Origin of the sequence: Paracoccus sp. IB05 (assembly GCF_016405985.1) — a bacterium.
Classification (GTDB): domain Bacteria; phylum Pseudomonadota; class Alphaproteobacteria; order Rhodobacterales; family Rhodobacteraceae; genus Pseudogemmobacter.
Genome location: NZ_JAEFCF010000064.1, coordinates 1 through 17,331, shown reverse-complemented (window position 1 = coordinate 17,331; position 17,331 = coordinate 1). Strand labels below are relative to the sequence as shown.

Here is a 17,331-nt window from a genome sequence, read left to right as displayed (position 1 = left end):
CGATGGGCTTAATCCACTAACAAACCAATCGGTCCACTCCGTGGGGGAAGGTCACATGCGTGGCAACATTCGTGTTTCATTCTTGTTCCGTTCCGCGCTTGATTTGCGCAGCCTTTGCTCGGGCTTTTTGGCGCGCCGGGCCCGCATATTTTGCCACTATCGCGCTGGTTTTGTGTCCGGTGATCGAAGCGATCAACTCGTCACTGCATCCGGCGGCTGCCAGTTCAGCAGCAGCGGCATAGCGCAGTCCGTGAATATCGTATTTCTCTGCGCCGATAGCCTCGCGCACCTGCCTGACAGCCTTTGCAGCCGGGAATTAGGTCAGGGCGCGTCCTTGTCGCCCCCATGCGCAGATCGGGCCCAATGCACGGTGTTGCGTCCAGGAGGGCCCTCAGGCGCGCGGTAAAGGGCCCCCACCGTACCGGGCTTTCTCACATCGATCATGGAGGCGCAGATGGCGAAACAGTCCGCCATTGGGCGGAGAACCGGGGCGATCTGATGTTTGGTAAAGATGTAAAAGACAGCGCATCCGGGAGCCGCCAGCGGAACTGCGAGGTTAAGCCCGGGAAGCCAGATTTCAGACAGATAAGAAGGAACCCTGACGGGGAAGCCCTGATGCATCCGCGGCGGTGGGCCGACAGCAGAATGGGAACGGCCGGCGGAGGAGGGCGCCTCTGCCGGCCGGGTAATTACGGGCGTCAGCCCTGTGATCAGTTTTCGCGGCTCATGCGCTTGCGCTCATGCGGGTCGAGATAGCGCTTGCGGATCCGGATGATCTTCGGCGTCACCTCGACCAGCTCATCGTCCTGGATATAGGCGATGCTCTCTTCGAGGCTCATCCGCACCGGCGTCGTCAGGCGCACGGCCTCATCTGTGCCGGAGGCGCGGACGTTGGTGAGCTGTTTGCCGCGGATCGGGTTGATCTCGAGATCATTGTCGCGGTTGTGTTCGCCAAGGATCATGCCCTGGTAAACTGCTTCCTGCGCGCCGATGAAGAAATGGCCACGATCTTCCAGTTTCCACAGCGCGTAAGACACCGAGACGCCGTTCTCCATCGAGATCAGCACGCCCTGGCGACGGCCCTGGATCGGGCCCTTATGCGGCACCCAGCCGTGGAAGATGCGGTTCAGCACGCCCGAGCCGCGCGTATCGGTCAGGAACTGGCCCTGATAGCCGATCAGCCCGCGCGATGGCACATGCGCGATGATCCGGGTTTTGCCAACGCCTGCCGGCTTCATCTCGACCAGATCGCCCTTGCGCTCGCCGGTCAGCTTTTCGATCACAACGCCGGAATATTCATCATCGACATCGACGATGACTTCCTCGATCGGCTCCATCCGGACGCCGTTTTCTTCCTTAAAGATCACGCGCGGGCGCGAGATCGAGAGCTCGAAGCCTTCGCGGCGCATGTTCTCGATCAGAACGCCCATCTGCAATTCGCCACGGCCCGAAACCTCGAAAGCGTCGCCACCGGAAGTGTCGGCGATCTTGATGGCGACGTTTTGCTCGGCTTCTTTCATCAGACGGTCGCGGATCACGCGGCTTTGCACCTTGGTGCCGTCTTTGCCCGCAAGGGGTGAGTCGTTGATGCCGAAGGTCACGGTGATGGTCGGCGGATCAATCGGCTGCGCGGGCAGCGCGGTGTCGATTTCCAGCGCGCAGAGCGTGTCGGCCACGGTCGGTTTGGTCATGCCGGCAAGCGTGACGATATCGCCTGCGACAGCCTCGTCAATCGGGGTCTGGGCGATGCCGCGGAAGGCGAGGATCTTGGTGACGCGGAACTGTTCGATCCGCTCGCCATCGCGGGTCAGCGCCTTGAGCGAAGCGCCGGCCTGGATGGTGCCCGATTCCACGCGGCCGGTCAGCAGACGGCCAAGGAAAGGGTCAGCCGAAAGCGTGGTCGCGAGCATCGAGAAGGGCTCGTTGACCTTGGCGATCTGCTTCGGCGCGGGGACATGTTTCACCACCAGCTCGAAAAGCGCGTTCAGATCCTTGCGCGGACCATCGAGCGAATCATCGGCCCAGCCAGAGCGTCCCGAAGCATAAAGATGCGGGAAATCAAGCTGTTCGTCCGAGGCGCCAAGGTTGGCGAACAGATCGAACACCTCATTGAGCGCGCGCTCGGGTTCGGCATCGGGCTTGTCGACCTTATTGAGCACCACGATCGGGCGCAGGCCGAGCGCAAGGGCTTTCGAGGTCACGAATTTGGTCTGCGGCATCGGGCCTTCTGCGGCGTCAACCAGCAGGACCACACCATCGACCATGTTCAGGATCCGCTCCACCTCGCCGCCGAAATCGGCGTGGCCGGGAGTGTCGACGATATTGATGCGCAACCCGTTCCACTCGACCGAAGTGGCCTTGGCGAGAATGGTGATGCCGCGCTCGCGTTCGATGTCATTGCTGTCCATCACGCGCTCGGTCGTGGCCTGGCCTTCGCGGTAGGTGCCCGACTGTTTCAGAAGTTCGTCGACCAGGGTGGTCTTGCCGTGGTCAACGTGGGCGATGATCGCGATGTTGCGAAGGTCCATTAAGCTCTACCTGTTTGCTGCGGTGCCGCAAATACAGGAGAAATCCGGGTTTGGAAATGCGGTTTCGTGCAGAGCGGCCGTTGAGTGGCCCATCTCTATCTGTCGGGCACAGCAAAAAGCCAATCCGGATGGCCCTGAAGCTGCTCTGCTGGCATCAGGGTGCGGCGCGTTCCGGGCGGTATCTGCACCGGCCTGCGCGCCGCATCGACCAGGGGTTTGCGGTTCTGGCGGTGGCGCTGCACCAGCATCCGCGCCTTGTGGCCGGTCAGGAAGGGGCGGGCCGGCCTGGGCGCGCCGGTGCGGAGGCCGGGAAACAATGCCAGGATTTCATGCAGGGCGGCGGCGGGCAAGGCCTTTGCCGCTTCCGTCCCGAGATAGAGGCTTTCGGTTTCCGCGCCGTTTGAGAACAGCAGTTCATGCTGATCAAACATCAGATGCAGATAGGTGACCGGACCGGTCCCTGCGTCCAGAGAGATCCCGTCCTGGCCGATCAGGCGGGTTGCCGCGATCAGCATTTCCTCTGCGCCAAACATCCGCGCCGCGATTTTTGAGCGCAGGAGCACGCGATGCTGCGGGGAAAGCCGAAGCTCCGCTGCGGGCACGCCCGGACCGAGTGCCCCGGCGGCGATGACGACCGGGCGCAGAGCGGGGGCGCGGCGCAGATCCGCCTCGGTCAGGGTGACGGTGCCGATCCAGCGCACTGTCTGGGGCCCGTGATCGCGGGTCATAACCAGGCTTCCGGCCCGGAGATCATCGATCGGGACGTCACCTTCGGGGGTGCGGACCAGGGTGCCGGAAACAAAGCAGGGAATCGAAGAGAACGGCAGGGCAAATTCATTTGGCTCCCACAGCCAGCTGGTTGCTGTCAGCGTGCCGGGATAGGCCGCAGAGACCTTGCCATCGTCATCGACCGGAAGGGCGATTGCCAGCGACTCGCCTGCGCTGCTCTGGCCGTAGAATGTCACCAGCTTTTGTGTGGCACCGGCAATCACCGCGCTGTCACCGTTATAAACGGCGTAGATCCGATAAGTGGTTCCTGCCACAGTAAATGAGTCGCTTTCATCAGAGCTGATGATCTGACTTTCATTCTCATCGGTCAGTTCTGCGCTGAGCAACCAGGGGGAGAGATCGATCCCAGGGCCCTGCATATCCACGAAATCGTCCTGTGGCGACGCGCTCCAGTCATCGGGCCAGATCACCATGCCGGGTGTCTGCACGCTGAAGCCGGGGTCGAGGGTCCAGACCTGAACCGTGATAGTCTTCATCGCGACCCTCCGTCCCGGTCCGCTGCAGTCACTCCCAATCTGCGACATCAGCGTTAAGCCGCGGTTACCATCCGGTGGGACAGGCGGGCACCTGACCCGAATAATGCCTCAAATGAGGCGCATCTCAGCAACTGGCCGAAAGACAGCAGTGCCGCAAGACAGGCCAGATCCCGGCGCGGATACAGAAAAAAAAGGGCGGCATCCGCAGATCCCGCCCCGCCTCACAGGCACCCCTGTGTGAACCGGTCGCTCAGCCGGCAAGCGCCTTGTTCAGATACTCATCAACCTTTTCCAGATAGCCCATCGTGGTCAGCCATTTCTGATCCGGCCCGACCAGCAGCGCCAGATCCTTGGTCATGAACCCGTCCTCGACGGTGTGGACGCAGACCTGTTCCAGCGTTTCGGCAAACCGCGTCAGCTGCGGATTGTCGTCGAGTTTCGCGCGGTGTTTCAGCCCGCCGGTCCAGGCGAAGATCGAGGCGATGGAATTGGTCGAGGTCTGCTTGCCGGCCTGGTGCTGGCGGAAGTGGCGGGTGACGGTGCCATGTGCGGCCTCGGCCTCGACGGTCTGGCCATCCGGCGTGAGAAGGATCGAGGTCATCAGACCGAGCGAGCCGAAACCCTGCGCTACAGTGTCGGATTGCACATCGCCATCATAGTTCTTGCAGGCCCAGATATAGCCGCCCGACCACTTCAGCGCCGAAGCCACCATATCGTCGATCAGGCGGTGCTCGTAATGGATGCCTTTGGCTTTGAACCTCTCTTCAAATTCCTCGGCATAGACCTGGGCGAAGAGATCCTTGAAGCGACCGTCATAGGCTTTGAGGATGGTGTTCTTGGTGGAGAGATAGACCGGCCAGCCCTTGATCAGCCCGTAATTGAACGAGGAGCGCGCGAAGTCGATGATCGACTGGTCGAGGTTATACATCCCCATCGCGACGCCTGCGGCGGGGGCGTCAAAGACGTCATATTCCTGGGTGGTGCCGTCTTCGCCCACGAATTTCATCGTGATCCTGCCGGGACCGGGGAAGCGGAAATCGGTCGCCTTATACTGGTCGCCAAAGGCATGGCGACCGACCACGATGGGTTTCGTCCAGCCCGGCACGAGACGCGGCACGTTCTTGCAGATGATCGGCTCGCGGAAGATCACGCCACCAAGGATGTTGCGGATGGTGCCGTTGGGGCTTTTCCACATCTGCTTCAGGCCAAACTCCTCGACCCGCGCCTCATCGGGGGTGATCGTCGCGCATTTGACGCCGACGCCGTATTTCTGGATCGCATGCGCCGCGTCCACGGTGATCTGGTCTGCGGTGCGGTCGCGCTCTTCGATGCCCAGATCGTAATATTTCAGGTCGATATCGAGATAGGGGAGGATCAGCTTTTGCTTGATGAAATCCCAGATGATCCGGGTCATCTCATCGCCGTCAAGCTCCACCACCGGGTTGGCCACCTTGATCCTGGTCATCATACGCCCTTTCTGGATTGGGTTGCGCCTGGGGCCGTATTTAGCGGAATTTCGGGTGGCGCGGAAGATGGTATGCGATGGTATACAAAAAATTCATCTTCGCCTGCCTGTAAATCGGGCGGCTTTGTGGCTGGCCGGGTATGCCTCCGGCGGGAGTATTTTTGTCAGGAGGAAGGGGCAAGGACGCCGGCAGCGGCTCAGGGCGCGAACCAGGCTTTGGCCTTCTGGCTGACCCAGGTCCAGATCCCGGGCGCGCCGCGCGCGATCTTCTGGCCGACGCGGGCAACAAGCTGGTCCCAGGTGACATTATAGGTGGTCCAGGTGCCGCCGCCGGATTGCAGATTGGCAAGGACCGGCTGCACCCGGTCGAGAGATTTGGCGAAGACGGCATCCGGGGTCTCAGCCGCCTCGAATTCATCCCAGAGCGCGCGGAAGGCCGTTGCCTGGTCAGGCGGCAGGAGGCCGAAGATGCGGTCGGCCGCGCGTTGTTCGGCAAGGACAGTGTCGGTGCTGGCATGGGCGGCGCCGTTCGCGGAATGGATCGGCACATCGCCGGTGTCAATCTCGACCAGATCATGCAGGAGCAACATGCGGATGACGCGGTCGATCTGCACGCCTTCGGGCGCCTGATCCGCCAGAACCATGGCGTAAAGCGCCAGATGCCAGGAATGCTCGCCGGAATTCTCGCGCCTCGATCCGTCGCACAGCGTGGTGGCGCGCAGCACCGATTTCAGCCGGTCGGCCTCGTTCAGAAAGGCGAACTGGGCGTCGAGACGGGGATGGGCGGCGGGCGGAGCAGGCGCGGCGGGGGGGCTGAGCGGGGTATCCATGCCGCAGTCATCGCGCGAAAGGCCGGAGTCTGGCAAGGGGGAAGGCGGGGCCGGGCAGGCCAGACGGGGGGGGCTCAGCCGGGCAGGGTGAGGATGATTGGCCGTGACCCGGTTGCCACCACGGTATGTTCATATTGCACCACCGGCGCCATCGGCGCGCTGTACAGCGTCCAGCCATCCTCGCCGGCATCGGCCCAGAGGCCGCCGGTCGAGAGGAACGGCTCGACCGTCAGGACGAGGCCCTTTTCGATGCGGCGACGGTCGCCGCGGGTCGGCCAGGTGGCAATTTCGGTCGGTTCTTCATGCAGGCTGCGGCCGATGCCGTGGCTCGCGAGATTGCGGATCAGCGTATAGCCGCGTTTCTGTGCGAATTTGCCAATGGCATTGCCGATGTCTGCGAGGGGTTTGCCGGCGCGGACCTCGTTGATGCCGGTCTCCATCGCACGGCGCCCGTCGCGGCAGAGCCGGCTCAGCGCCTCGCGCTCTGGTTGCAGCTGCCAGCTCGCCCCGGTATCGGCGAAGAACCCGTCTTTCGAGGCCGAAACGTCGATATTGACGAGGTCTCCGGCGGCGAGCACGCGGGGGCCGGGGATGCCATGGGCGATTTCCTCATTGACGCTGATGCAGGTGGCGCCGGGGAAATCGTAAGCGCTGCGCGGCGCCGAGACCGCGCCCTCGCGGTCGAGCAGCCCGGCCCCGATCCCGTCAAGCTCAAACGTGGTCATGCCCGGCTCCATCGCTTTGGCCATAGCAATCATGGTATTGGCGACGATGCGGCCGATATGGCGCAGGCTTTCAAGCTCGTCCTGATGGGTGATCGTCATGGCCGGACCGTTCCGCTTTGGGGGTCAGTGGCCGCTGCCGAGGCTGACATCGCGCGGTGCATCCGGGGCGTCAGCGCCGTCGCGTTTGGCCCGGAGCGCGCGCAGGAGGAAATCGCGGCCGCGTGCCTCGGCGAGACGGATGCGGATCGAGGTCATATAGGCCTCTTGCAGCGTTGGCGAAGCCGCCCCCAGGACCCGGCCGACCTGTTCGTAAAAACGGTCATCCTGCAACTCGTTCTGCGAGGCGAGCACGTCTTTCGCAAGCTGGTCGGCAAGATCCTGGATGAAGGACATCAGCGGGTGCTTTCGGTCATGCGGCGCCTGACGTAATCCGAAACCGTCTCGATCATCGGCTTCATATGGGCGTCTTCATCCTTGAAGAAGTGATCGGCGCCTTCGACCTCGGTATGGGTGATCGTGATGCCCTTTTGCTCATGCAGCTTGCCGACGAGAGTGCGGGTGTCTTTCGGCGGGGCCACCTTATCGGCGGTGCCGTTGATCACGAGGCCTGACGAAGGGCAGGGGGCGAGGAAGCTGAAATCGTAAAGGTTCGCGGGCGGTGCCACCGAGATGAAACCGGTGATCTCGGGGCGGCGCATCAGAAGCTGCATGCCGATCCAGGCGCCGAAGGAGAAGCCCGCGACCCAGCAATGTTTCGCATTCTGGTTCATCGACTGGAGGTAGTCGAGCGCCGAGGCCGCATCCGACAGCTCGCCGATGCCCTGATCATATTCGCCCTGGCTGCGCCCGACGCCGCGGAAATTGAACCGCAGCACATTGAAGCCCAGATTGTAGAAGGCGTAATGCAGGTTATAGGTAACCTTGTTGTTCATCGTGCCGCCATAGGCAGGATGCGGATGCAGAACGATGGCGATCGGAGCGTCGCGTTCCTTCTGTGCATGGTAGCGTCCCTCGAGACGTCCATCGGGGCCGGCAAAGATAACTTCGGGCATACGCTCTCGCCTGATTTCTCCGGGATCGAAACTTGACTGAAACGCCCGGGTAATTTAGAACTGTTCTAAAGGGGGCAAATCTTGTCCCCCGGATCGCACCTGAGGTAATGGCCCGGGGCTGGCTCGTCAATGGATCTGCCTGGAATTGGGCCGGTCCCCCCGGGGATGTGGCCGGATTGCCGGCTATTGCCGGGTTCGGTCGGGTTTGCGCAGTGGTTGCCCGGGCCCGGTTGCGGGTCTGGCTGCGGGTCGGGGGAAAGACCTCGCGGCGCGCTCGTTAAGGGGAGTCTGGGATGAAGCTGTCGACGAAGGGCCGGTATGCGATGGTGGCGCTTGCCGATCTCGCCATGAGCGAGGCGAAGGCGAAACTCGCGCTGGCAAAGGCGGGCGGCGAGGCGGCGGAACTCGAGGATCTGGTGGCTTTGGCCGAGATCTCGAAACGCCAGGATATTTCGCTGCCCTATCTGGAGCAGCTTTTCGTCAAGCTGCGCCGGGCCGGGCTGGTGGATGCCGTGCGCGGCCCCGGCGGCGGCTACCGGCTGGCGCGTTCACCGGAGTCGATCCGGGTGAGCGAGGTCTTGCAGGCGGTCGATGAGACGGTCGATGCGATGCATACCGGCGCGGGCGCCACGGGGGGCTCGTCGGGCACGCGGGCGCAGTCGCTGACCAACCGGCTCTGGCAGAGCCTTTCGGCCAATGTCTATGTGTTTTTGCATCAGGCACGGCTTTCGGATGTGATCGGCAATGAGATGACGCCCTGTCCGGCAGTGCCGAACCTGTTCCGGGTGGTGGATGAGGAATGACTATGTCTTGTCCAGTGGCTGAGCGCGCCGGGGGGCTGTCTGCCCCCCGCGCCGGTCGCTGCGCGTCCGGCTCCCCCCGAGGATATTTGGGGACAGAAAATGAGTAACCGGCTTTATCTGGACTGGAACGCGACGGCGCCTTTGCGGGCCGAGGCGCGGGCGGCGATGATTTCGGCGATGGATGTCGTCGGGAACCCGTCTTCGGTCCATAGCGAGGGGCGGGCGGCGAAAGCGCTGATGGAGCGCTCGCGCGAGGAGATTTCGGCAGCTTTCGGCGCGGATGGGGCGGATCTGGTCTTTACCTCGGGGACGACCGAGGCATCGGCGCTGGCTTTGGCGGGGCGGGGGCTGGTTTGTGCCGGTGTCGAGCATTCGGCGGTTTCGGCCTGGTGTGACGAGGTCCTGGCGGTCGGGCGGGATGGCGCGGTTTCGGTTCCGGATCCGGGGCAGGGCACCCTGCAGCTTGCCAATCCCGAGACCGGGATCGTGCAGGATCTGCCGGAGGGGCTGGCGGTGTCGGATCTGACGCAAGGAATGGGCAAGCTGCCGGTCGCCTTCAACTGGCTTGGCTGTGATATGGGGCTGGTTTCGGCGCATAAATTCGGCGGGCCGCGTGGCATTGGTGCGCTTTTGCTGAAGCGCGGGCTTGATGTGGACGCAAAGCTGAAAGGCGGCGGCCAGGAGATGGGGCGGCGGTCTGGCACCGAGAACCTGATCGGGATTGCCGGCATGGCAGCAGCCGCAAAGGCTGCGGCGCGTGATCTGGCGGCTGGAACCTGGGAAGAGGTTGCCCGCATAAGGGATATTCTGGAATCAGCATTGTTTGCCGGCGCTGAGGGCATTATCTCGGTCTCGAAAGGCCAGCCACGGTTGCCGAACACGCTTTGCGTCATCGCGCCGGGCTGGAAGGGCGAGACCCAGGTCATGGCCATGGATCTTGCCGGCTTCGCGGTCTCTGCCGGATCGGCCTGTTCTTCGGGCAAGGTCAGGGGATCGAAGGTGCTTGGCGCCATGGGCTACGGCGATCAGGCCGGACAGATGATCCGGATCTCGATCGGGCCGGGCGTGAGTGAAGAGAATGTGCTCAGGTTCGCGGAGGCGTGGACCAGAGCTTACAGAAAAGCCCGCGCCCGTGTTGCGTGAAGCCGGGCCGCGTGAGGATGGAGTGACCGAAATGAATACCCATGTGGCTGAGGACAATATCCGCATCCCCGATGAGGCGATCCGCGAAGGCGTCGACCGTGAGACGATTGAAACCGTCCAGGCCATGGCCGGGAAGTACAAATACGGCTGGGAAACCGAGATCCCGACCGAATATGCGCCCAAAGGCCTGAACGAGGATATCGTCCGCCTGATCAGCGAGAAGAATGGCGAGCCGGAATGGATGCTGGACTGGCGTCTCAAGGCTTACCGGCGCTGGCTGGAGATGAAAGAGCCGCGTTGGGCGATGCTGACCTATCCTGAGATCGATTATCAGGATCAGTATTACTATGCGCGCCCGAAAAGCATGGCCGAAAAGCCGAAATCGCTGGATGAGGTCGACCCAAAACTGCTGGCGACCTATGCGAAGCTGGGGATCCCGCTGAAAGAACAGGCTTTGCTTGCAGGCGTCGAGGCGCCGGAAGGCGAGCGCAAGGTTGCGGTCGATGCGGTATTTGACAGCGTTTCTGTCGGCACCACTTTCAAGGAAGAGCTGAAGAAAGCCGGCGTGATCTTCTGTTCAATCTCGGAAGCGATCCGCGAATATCCCGAGCTGGTGCAGAAATATCTCGGCTCGGTCGTGCCGCAGTCGGACAACTTCTTTGCGACGCTGAATTCGGCGGTCTTCTCCGATGGCTCATTTGTCTATATCCCGGAAGGCACCCGTTGCCCGATGGAATTGTCGACCTATTTCCGCATCAATGCGGAGAACACCGGGCAGTTCGAGCGCACGCTGATCATCGCCGACAAGGGCTCTTATGTGAGCTACCTTGAGGGCTGCACTGCACCGAAGCGCGATACGATCCAGCTGCACGCCGCCGTGGTGGAAATCGTCATCCTCGACGATGCCGAGGTCAAATATTCGACCGTGCAGAACTGGTTCCCGGGCGATGAGGATGGCAAGGGCGGCATCTACAACTTCGTCACCAAACGCGCCGATTGCCGGGGCGATCGGGCGAAAGTGATGTGGACGCAGGTTGAGACCGGCTCGGCGATCACCTGGAAATACCCGTCCTGCATCCTGCGCGGCGATGACAGCCAGGGCGAATTCTACTCGATCGCCATCGCGAACAATTACCAGCAGGCCGATACCGGCACCAAGATGATCCATCTGGGCAAGAATTCGAAATCCCGCATCGTTTCCAAAGGGATCTCGGCCGGGAAGGCACAGAACACCTATCGCGGCCAGGTCTCGGTTCACCCGAAAGCCACCGGATCGCGGAATTACACCCAGTGCGACAGCCTGCTGATCGGCGATCAATGCGGCGCCCATACGGTTCCCTATATCGAGGTGAAGAACAATTCCTCGCGCTGCGAACATGAGGCGACCACGTCGAAGGTCGACGAGGATCAGCTCTTCTATTGCCGCTCAAGGGGCATGGATGAGGAAGAGGCGGTCGCCCTGGTGGTGAATGGTTTCTGCAAGGAAGTCCTCCAGGCCCTGCCGATGGAATTTGCCATGGAAGCGCAAAGCCTGGTGGCGATTTCGCTGGAAGGTTCGGTGGGCTGAACCTTGTCCGGTGCCGTGCTTCAGCGTCCTGATCTGACCATGCCCGAGGCTGCTGCCCGGGCCTGGACGGATGCCTGCGCCGAGGCGCGGGTGGTGCTGGAATATGGCTCCGGCGGCTCGACCCTGGTCGCGGCCGAGGCCGGGGCAGAGGTCTGGTCGGTGGAATCCGATGCCTCCTGGGCCAGGATGATGGGCGACTGGTTCGCGGCACATCCGGCACAGGCTGATGTCCATATCCACCATGCCGATATTGGCCCGACAAAGGAATGGGGCCATCCGGCGGATGAAAGCGCTTTTCGCCGCTGGCCGGATTATGCATTGAAAATCTGGGACTTGCCTGGCTTTTCTCACCCGGATCTGGTGCTGGTCGATGGCCGTTTCCGGCTGGCCTGTTTCCTGACCGTGGCCTATCGGATCACCCGTCCGGTGACGCTGTTTTTTGACGACTATGCCCCGCGCGAGGCCTATCACAAGGCTGAAGAGATCGCGCGGCCAACCGAGATGATCGGACGCATGGCGCGTTTCGATCTTGAACCTGTGACACTGACGCCGGACCGGCTGCGCGCTTACACGCGGGCGCTGCTACAACCGGTCTGAGGAGAGAAAAATGCTTGAGATCAAGAACCTGCATGTGAAACTTGAGGAAGAGGACAAGGTCATCCTCAAAGGCGTCGACCTGAAAATCGGGCCTGGCGAAGTTCATGCGATCATGGGGCCGAACGGATCGGGCAAATCGACGCTTTCCTATGTTCTGGCGGGCCGGGATGGCTATGAGGTCACCGACGGCTCGGCCACGCTGGATGATGAAGAACTCCTTGAGATGGAGCCGGAAGAGCGCGCCGCGGCGGGCCTGTTCCTCGCGTTCCAATATCCGGTCGAGATCCCCGGCGTCGGCAATATGACCTTCCTCAGGACGGCGGTGAACGCACAGCGCAAGGCGCGCGGCGAAGAGGAGCTTTCGGCGGGCGACTTCCTGAAAGTCGTGCGCGAAAAGGCGAAAACGCTGAAGATCGACGCCGATATGCTCAAGCGTCCGGTCAATGTCGGCTTCTCGGGCGGCGAGAAAAAGCGCAATGAAATCCTCCAGATGGCGATGCTGGAGCCGAAGATGTGCATCCTGGACGAGACCGATTCCGGGCTTGACGTCGATGCGATGAAACTTGTCGCGGAAGGCGTCAACGCGCTGCGCAGCGCGGGCCGGTCTTTCCTTGTGATCACCCATTACCAGCGCCTTCTCGATCATATCAAACCGGATGTGGTTCATATCATGTCCAATGGTCGCATCATTAAAACCGGCGGGCCGGATCTGGCGCTTGAGGTCGAGAATAACGGCTATGCCGATCTGCTGGACGGGGTGCAGTAATGGCACTGGCACAGGTCAAACAGGACGCGCTGACGGCGCGGCTGCAGGGGCTCAGCGCCCCCGCAAAGGGCTGGACGGCTGCGGCGCGCGCTTCGGCCTCTGACCGGCTTGCGGCCCAGGGTCTGCCGACCCGCCGCGATGAATACTGGCGTTACAGTGACCCGGCCCAGCTGACGAAGCCCGAAGTCAGCGGTGCTGCGACCGATCTCGCGCCGTCTTTCGCGGCGCTGGATGCAGTGAAGCTGGTCTTTACCGATGGCGTGTTCGACGCTTCCGCTTCGGATGATCCGGCGCTCGCGGGGGTCGAACTGCTGTCGCTGGCGGGTCAGGCGGATATCCACTGGGCGCAGGGGCTTTATGGCCAGCTTGAGACCCGGGGCTCTTCCCCGGTCGAACGTCCGCTGGCGGCGCTGAACACCGCCTATGCAACTGAGGGTGTGCTGATCCGGGTGACCGGGCAGGCCGCAAAACCGGTTTCCCTGATTTATACCCAGAAATCAGCCTCTTCCGATGTGATCCTTCATCACGTTGTTAAGCTGGAAGAGGGCGCGGAAATCACCCTTCTGGAAAGCGGCACGCCCGGTGCGCGCTTTAACACCGTGCTTGAGGTCGATGTGGCGTCAAACGCGCGCTTCCATCATATCCGCACGCAGGGCCCGGATGCAGATCGGCGCGGCGTCACCCATATCTTCGCCCATATCGCCGATAATGCGCTGTTCAAAAGCTTTACCCTGACCGCAGGCGGCCGTCTGACCCGCAATGAGGCGATCCTCGAGATCACCGGCGACGATTCCGTGGCCCATGTCGCCGGAACCGTGCTGGGCGATGGCAAGGATTTCCTCCAGGACGACACCATCTTCATCACCCATGCGTCCGAGCGCTGCGAAAGCCGGCAGGTCTTCCGCAAAGTGCTGAAAAACGGCGCGACCGGTGTCTTCCAGGGCAAGATCCTCGTCAAACAGGGCGCGCAAAAGACCGATGGCTATCAGATGAGCCAGTCGCTTCTGCTGGATGAGGATGCGCAGTTCCTCGCCAAACCCGAGCTGGAAATCTACGCCGATGACGTGAAATGCAGCCATGGCTCGACCTCGGGGGCGATTGACGAGACCGCGCTTTTCTACCTGCAATCGCGGGGGGTGCCGAAACGCACCGCCCAGGCGCTGCTGGTTCTGGCTTTCCTTGCCGGCACGCTGGAAGAGATCGAGGATGAGGCCATCGCGGCCGAGGTCCATGCAAGGCTGGAAGACTGGCTGCACGGGCTGGACGGCTGAGAGCCCGCCGGGCTAGAACCGCCAATGCGTTAACGGCCAGCAGGAAACGGGCAGAGACCATGTCGATCACCACCGATATCTTCCGGACCTGGGCCCGGCCGGGTGCGGTCATCCGCGAGAAACTGGCGGATGGCCCGCGCGAGGACAGGGCGCTGATCCTGCTCTTCGCGGCCTGTCTTTTGCTGTTCGTGGCGCAATGGCCGCGCCTCTCGCGCGAGGCTTTCCTGGCGCGTGAGGCCGCGACCGCCGCCGGCACACCGCTGGATCAGGTGCCGGGCATCCAGGCCTTGATGGGGATCAATTTCTTCGTCTTTCTCTTCGTGGTGCCGCTGTTCTTTTACGGCATCGCGGCACTCTCGGCACTGGTGATCCGCGCCTTCGGGGGCCGGATCGGCGCTTACGAGGCGCGGGTCTCGCTGTTCTGGGCGCTGCTTTGTGCGGCCCCTCTGATGCTGTTCCAGGGCCTTCTGGCCGGGTTCAGCGGCCCGGGGCCTTCGGTGACGGTGGTCGGGATTCTGGTCGGGCTCTCGTTCCTCTGGCTCTGGGTGAAACTTCTGCGCGAGGCGATGCAGTGATCGGCTTTTTCTTTACCACCCTGCTTTTGTCACTGCATGACCCGCGACAGGGCCTGCGCCAGATCCAGGCGCTGAACCGGCCCGGGGGCACCGAGATGGTGGCGCTCCTTCTGATGGCGGTGGCCTCGGCCTTGTTGATGCAGCTGAGCCTGCAGATCCTGCCGATGCCCGAAGGCAGCCCCTTCACGGCGCTGTTCTCAACGCCTTTCGTGACGGCCGGGCTGCAATTCCTGACGCTCCTCCTCTGCGCCTTCCTTGCCTGGCTGGTGGGAGGCTGGTTCGGTGGTCGCGGATCCTTTGCCGATGCCGTGCTGGCGATCGCCTGGCTTCAGGCGGTGATGCTGGCAATCCAGCTGGTGCAGCTGCTGGCGCTGGTCATCCTGCCCGTGCTTTCCAGCCTGATCGGCATCGCTGCCGTCGGGATCTTTGTGGTTCTCCTGAGCAATTTCATCGCCGAAATCCACGGCTTCGCCTCGCCGGTGAAGGTGTTCTTCGGGACGGTCCTGACCTTCCTCGTCAGCGTCTTCGTCCTGACGATGATCCTCGCCCCCTTCATCCCGTCGGAGTACCTGCCGCGTGAGCTATGATGTCGCAAAAATCCGCGCCGATTTCCCGATCCTCGCGCGCAAGGTGAATGACCGGCCGCTGGTCTATCTCGACAATGGCGCCTCGGCGCAAAAGCCACAGGTGGTGATCGACGCGATCACCCAGGCCTATTCGATGGAATATGCCAATGTGCACCGGGGCCTGCATTACCTGTCGAACCACGCGACCGAGGCCTATGAGGCGGTGCGCGGCAAGATCGCGCGCTTTCTGAACGCGCCCTCGGAAGATGAGATTGTCTTTACCTCGGGTGCGACCGAGGGGATCAATCTCATCTCTTACGCCTGGGCCGCGCCGCGCCTTCAGGCCGGCGACGAGATCGTGCTTTCCGTGATGGAGCATCACGCCAATATCGTGCCCTGGCATTTCCTGCGCGAACGTCAGGGCGTGGTGCTGAAATGGGTCGAGGTCGACGCGAATGGTGTTCTTGACCCCCAGGCGGTGATCGACGCGATCGGGCCGAAGACAAAGCTGATTGCCATATCGCATATGTCGAATGTGACCGGCACCGTGGTCGATGTGGCTGCGATCTGCGCCGCGGCCCGCGTGCGCGGCGTGCCGGTCATGGTCGATGGCAGCCAGGCCTCGGTGCATATGCCAGTCGATCTGATGGCACTGGGTGCCGATTTCTACGCAATCACCGGCCATAAGCTATACGGCCCCTCCGGTTCGGGCGCGATCTGGATCTCCCGAGCCCGGATGGCGGAGATGCGCCCCTTCATGGGGGGCGGCGACATGATCCGCGAGGTGCATCGCGACTCTGTCACCTGGGCCGAGCCCCCGATGCGGTTCGAGGCTGGCACCCCCGGCATCGTCAATCAGATCGGTCTGGGCGTGGCACTCGATTACCTGACCGGCCTTGGCATGGAAAACATCGCCGCCCATGAGCGCGCTTTGCGCGATTACGCCCGCGAAAGGCTGAACGGGCTGAACTGGCTGAATGTCCAGGGGCAGGCGCCGGATAAAGGGGCGATCTTCAGCTTCACCCTGCAAGGCGCCGCACATCCGCATGATATCTCGACGATTCTCGACAAAAAAGGCATCGCCGTCAGGGCAGGGACCCATTGCGCCATGCCGCTTCTGGATCATTTCGGAGTGAGCGCAACCTGTCGTGCCTCCTTCGGCCTGTACAATACCCTGTCCGAAGTGGACGCCCTGGTCGAAGCGCTGGAGTTCTGTCACGAACTCTTTGCCTGAAGCGGCACCACATGCCTTGCAGCAGCGCGCAGGAGCGGTTAAGACACCCGGGCGCTGCACCCGTAGCTCAGCTGGATAGAGTGCTGCCCTCCGAAGGCAGAGGTCACAGGTTCGAATCCTGTCGGGTGCGCCAATTTTTCGTATAAGCTATTGATATAAGATAGATTTTTGACTTCTCATCTTTTCCGCTAGGCTTCCCGCTAGCCATCCTTGGGGATACGGAAACGATACTGATTTGAACAAGAATCGTGGCCAAAAGCACACGTCTCGTTCTGCTCATGCTGCTTCTGGGAATTGAAGGACGGCAGAATGTGCGGTCGCGTGGTCGATCCGAACCTGAGATCTGCGGGGCTGGACACGAGCTGGCTCAAGATCAATCCGGTTCCCCGCCGGGTCAAAACGTCAGGCGGACCGGGTGGCTCCTGATGCCCGACAACCAGCCCGTTGAGGCCATGAACGCGCGTTGGCGGCTGATCCCGTCATTGTTCGGCGGGACGGTGGCGAGGGGCTGGAAGGCGACCAACTTCAACGTCCGGATCTAGGAGGCGCGGGAGCAACCCGCCTTCCACCGCTTCTGGTAGCACGTGGGTCTAAGCCCGGTCGGCGGCTTCTACGAATGGACCGGTGCAAAGGGCCACCGGCAGCTGCATTTCATCTGGTCGGCGCGGAATGAGGAATCCCGGTTTCTCGCGGGGCTGGCGAGCCGGTGGCGCGATCTGCTGCCCTGCACGATCCTGACCAGGGCCGCGAACCAAGACATGCAGGATCTGCACAACCGGATGCCGGTCATACTCAACGGGGAAGAGCGTGACACGTGGCTGGGCGGGCCAGAGGATCCGAGCCTCGGTGTAGATACGCGTATTAGGCATCATTTGGTCTGAGCGTTTGGGTGGACCTGTCCCGGTTCTGTTCCGGTCTTCTGAGAGCGATGCTCTCTTCAAAGG

17 protein-coding genes, 1 tRNA gene and 1 pseudogene are annotated in these 17,331 nt (G+C 62.2%); 11 read left to right on the top strand and 8 right to left on the bottom strand.

Annotated elements, in window-relative coordinates; all coding sequences use genetic code 11:
• Window positions 1-76: 76 nt before the first annotated feature.
• The 8 genes and pseudogenes from JC607_RS24220 to JC607_RS24185 all read right to left on the bottom strand — a co-directional run.
• Window positions 77-292 (bottom strand): annotated as a pseudogene (locus JC607_RS24220) (integrase); the annotation flags it as partial.
• Window positions 293-710: 418 nt separating this feature from the next.
• Window positions 711-2,528: a translational GTPase TypA gene (typA, locus tag JC607_RS24215; RefSeq protein ID WP_198839274.1), complete on the bottom strand. Its 1,818-nt coding sequence runs from the start codon at window positions 2,526-2,528 to the stop codon at window positions 711-713.
• Window positions 2,529-2,623: 95 nt separating this feature from the next.
• A complete protein-coding gene (locus JC607_RS24210; RefSeq protein ID WP_233093133.1) occupies window positions 2,624-3,793 on the bottom strand; it encodes a Hint domain-containing protein in 1,170 nt (389 codons plus the stop codon).
• A gap of 250 nt (window positions 3,794-4,043) precedes the next feature.
• The gene (locus JC607_RS24205) at window positions 4,044-5,258 is read right to left on the bottom strand and encodes an NADP-dependent isocitrate dehydrogenase (protein ID WP_198839277.1); all 1,215 of its coding nucleotides are present in this window, start codon (window positions 5,256-5,258) and stop codon (window positions 4,044-4,046) included.
• A gap of 197 nt (window positions 5,259-5,455) precedes the next feature.
• Window positions 5,456-6,088, bottom strand: a complete 633-nt coding sequence (locus tag JC607_RS24200; protein WP_198839273.1) for an HD family hydrolase — start codon at window positions 6,086-6,088, stop codon at window positions 5,456-5,458.
• A gap of 74 nt (window positions 6,089-6,162) precedes the next feature.
• Complete coding sequence (gene map / locus JC607_RS24195) at window positions 6,163-6,912, bottom strand: type I methionyl aminopeptidase (RefSeq protein WP_198839272.1); 750 nt, start codon at window positions 6,910-6,912, stop codon at window positions 6,163-6,165.
• Window positions 6,913-6,936: 24 nt separating this feature from the next.
• Window positions 6,937-7,206 (bottom strand): hypothetical protein, encoded by a 270-nt coding sequence (locus tag JC607_RS24190; RefSeq protein WP_198839271.1) that lies wholly within the window; start codon window positions 7,204-7,206, stop codon window positions 6,937-6,939.
• Complete coding sequence (locus JC607_RS24185; RefSeq protein WP_198839270.1) at window positions 7,206-7,865, bottom strand: alpha/beta hydrolase; 660 nt, start codon at window positions 7,863-7,865, stop codon at window positions 7,206-7,208. Before JC607_RS24185 ends, JC607_RS24190 begins: the two co-directional genes overlap by 1 nt.
• A gap of 293 nt (window positions 7,866-8,158) precedes the next feature.
• Here JC607_RS24185 and JC607_RS24180 point away from each other — a divergent pair, with 293 nt between their 5' ends.
• The 11 genes from JC607_RS24180 to JC607_RS26215 all read left to right on the top strand — a co-directional run bounded on the left by JC607_RS24180 (window position 8,159) and on the right by JC607_RS26215 (window position 17,268).
• Window positions 8,159-8,668: an Rrf2 family transcriptional regulator gene (locus JC607_RS24180; RefSeq protein ID WP_198839269.1), complete on the top strand. Its 510-nt coding sequence runs from the start codon at window positions 8,159-8,161 to the stop codon at window positions 8,666-8,668.
• A gap of 99 nt (window positions 8,669-8,767) precedes the next feature.
• Window positions 8,768-9,811: a cysteine desulfurase family protein gene (locus JC607_RS24175; RefSeq protein ID WP_198839268.1), complete on the top strand. Its 1,044-nt coding sequence runs from the start codon at window positions 8,768-8,770 to the stop codon at window positions 9,809-9,811.
• Between the two features lie 31 nt (window positions 9,812-9,842).
• Window positions 9,843-11,378, top strand: a complete 1,536-nt coding sequence (gene sufB / locus JC607_RS24170) for a Fe-S cluster assembly protein SufB (protein WP_198839276.1) — start codon at window positions 9,843-9,845, stop codon at window positions 11,376-11,378.
• Between the two features lie 39 nt (window positions 11,379-11,417).
• Window positions 11,418-11,975, top strand: a complete 558-nt coding sequence (locus JC607_RS24165) for a hypothetical protein (RefSeq protein WP_198839267.1) — start codon at window positions 11,418-11,420, stop codon at window positions 11,973-11,975.
• A 10-nt stretch (window positions 11,976-11,985) separates the two neighbouring features.
• Window positions 11,986-12,741, top strand: a complete 756-nt coding sequence (gene sufC, locus JC607_RS24160) for a Fe-S cluster assembly ATPase SufC (RefSeq protein WP_198839266.1) — start codon at window positions 11,986-11,988, stop codon at window positions 12,739-12,741.
• The gene (gene sufD, locus JC607_RS24155; protein WP_198839265.1) at window positions 12,741-14,012 is read left to right on the top strand and encodes a Fe-S cluster assembly protein SufD; all 1,272 of its coding nucleotides are present in this window, start codon (window positions 12,741-12,743) and stop codon (window positions 14,010-14,012) included. Before sufC ends, sufD begins: the two co-directional genes overlap by 1 nt.
• A 59-nt stretch (window positions 14,013-14,071) precedes the next feature.
• Window positions 14,072-14,587: a YIP1 family protein gene (locus JC607_RS24150; RefSeq protein ID WP_198839264.1), complete on the top strand. Its 516-nt coding sequence runs from the start codon at window positions 14,072-14,074 to the stop codon at window positions 14,585-14,587.
• On the top strand, window positions 14,584-15,174 hold the full coding sequence (locus JC607_RS24145; protein WP_198839263.1) for a Yip1 family protein: 591 nt from the start codon (window positions 14,584-14,586) through the stop codon (window positions 15,172-15,174). The genes JC607_RS24150 and JC607_RS24145 overlap by 4 nt, the downstream gene beginning before the upstream one ends.
• On the top strand, window positions 15,164-16,387 hold the full coding sequence (locus tag JC607_RS24140; protein ID WP_198839262.1) for a cysteine desulfurase: 1,224 nt from the start codon (window positions 15,164-15,166) through the stop codon (window positions 16,385-16,387). Before JC607_RS24145 ends, JC607_RS24140 begins: the two co-directional genes overlap by 11 nt.
• Window positions 16,388-16,443: 56 nt before the next feature.
• Window positions 16,444-16,520, top strand: a tRNA-Arg gene (locus tag JC607_RS24135).
• 451 nt (window positions 16,521-16,971) lie between these two features.
• Entirely contained in the window at window positions 16,972-17,268 is a 297-nt protein-coding gene (locus JC607_RS26215) for an SOS response-associated peptidase family protein (RefSeq protein WP_198839261.1), read from the top strand.
• Window positions 17,269-17,331: the final 63 nt, after the last annotated feature.

Excerpts from the sequence above, each read along its gene's own strand:
- typA (WP_198839274.1), bottom strand. The coding sequence starts at position 2,528 with ATGGACCTTCGCAACATCGCGATCATCGCCCACGTTGACCACGGCAAG.
- JC607_RS24210 (WP_233093133.1), bottom strand. The coding sequence starts at position 3,793 with ATGAAGACTATCACGGTTCAGGTCTGGACCCTCGACCCCGGCTTCAGC.
- JC607_RS24205 (WP_198839277.1), bottom strand. The coding sequence starts at position 5,258 with ATGACCAGGATCAAGGTGGCCAACCCGGTGGTGGAGCTTGACGGCGAT.
- JC607_RS24200 (WP_198839273.1), bottom strand. The coding sequence starts at position 6,088 with ATGGATACCCCGCTCAGCCCCCCCGCCGCGCCTGCTCCGCCCGCCGCC.
- map (WP_198839272.1), bottom strand. The coding sequence starts at position 6,912 with ATGACGATCACCCATCAGGACGAGCTTGAAAGCCTGCGCCATATCGGC.
- JC607_RS24190 (WP_198839271.1), bottom strand. The coding sequence starts at position 7,206 with ATGTCCTTCATCCAGGATCTTGCCGACCAGCTTGCGAAAGACGTGCTC.
- JC607_RS24185 (WP_198839270.1), bottom strand. The coding sequence starts at position 7,865 with ATGCCCGAAGTTATCTTTGCCGGCCCCGATGGACGTCTCGAGGGACGC.
- JC607_RS24180 (WP_198839269.1), top strand. The coding sequence starts at position 8,159 with ATGAAGCTGTCGACGAAGGGCCGGTATGCGATGGTGGCGCTTGCCGAT.
- JC607_RS24175 (WP_198839268.1), top strand. The coding sequence starts at position 8,768 with ATGAGTAACCGGCTTTATCTGGACTGGAACGCGACGGCGCCTTTGCGG.
- sufB (WP_198839276.1), top strand. The coding sequence starts at position 9,843 with ATGAATACCCATGTGGCTGAGGACAATATCCGCATCCCCGATGAGGCG.
- JC607_RS24165 (WP_198839267.1), top strand. The coding sequence starts at position 11,418 with ATGCCCGAGGCTGCTGCCCGGGCCTGGACGGATGCCTGCGCCGAGGCG.
- sufC (WP_198839266.1), top strand. The coding sequence starts at position 11,986 with ATGCTTGAGATCAAGAACCTGCATGTGAAACTTGAGGAAGAGGACAAG.
- sufD (WP_198839265.1), top strand. The coding sequence starts at position 12,741 with ATGGCACTGGCACAGGTCAAACAGGACGCGCTGACGGCGCGGCTGCAG.
- JC607_RS24150 (WP_198839264.1), top strand. The coding sequence starts at position 14,072 with ATGTCGATCACCACCGATATCTTCCGGACCTGGGCCCGGCCGGGTGCG.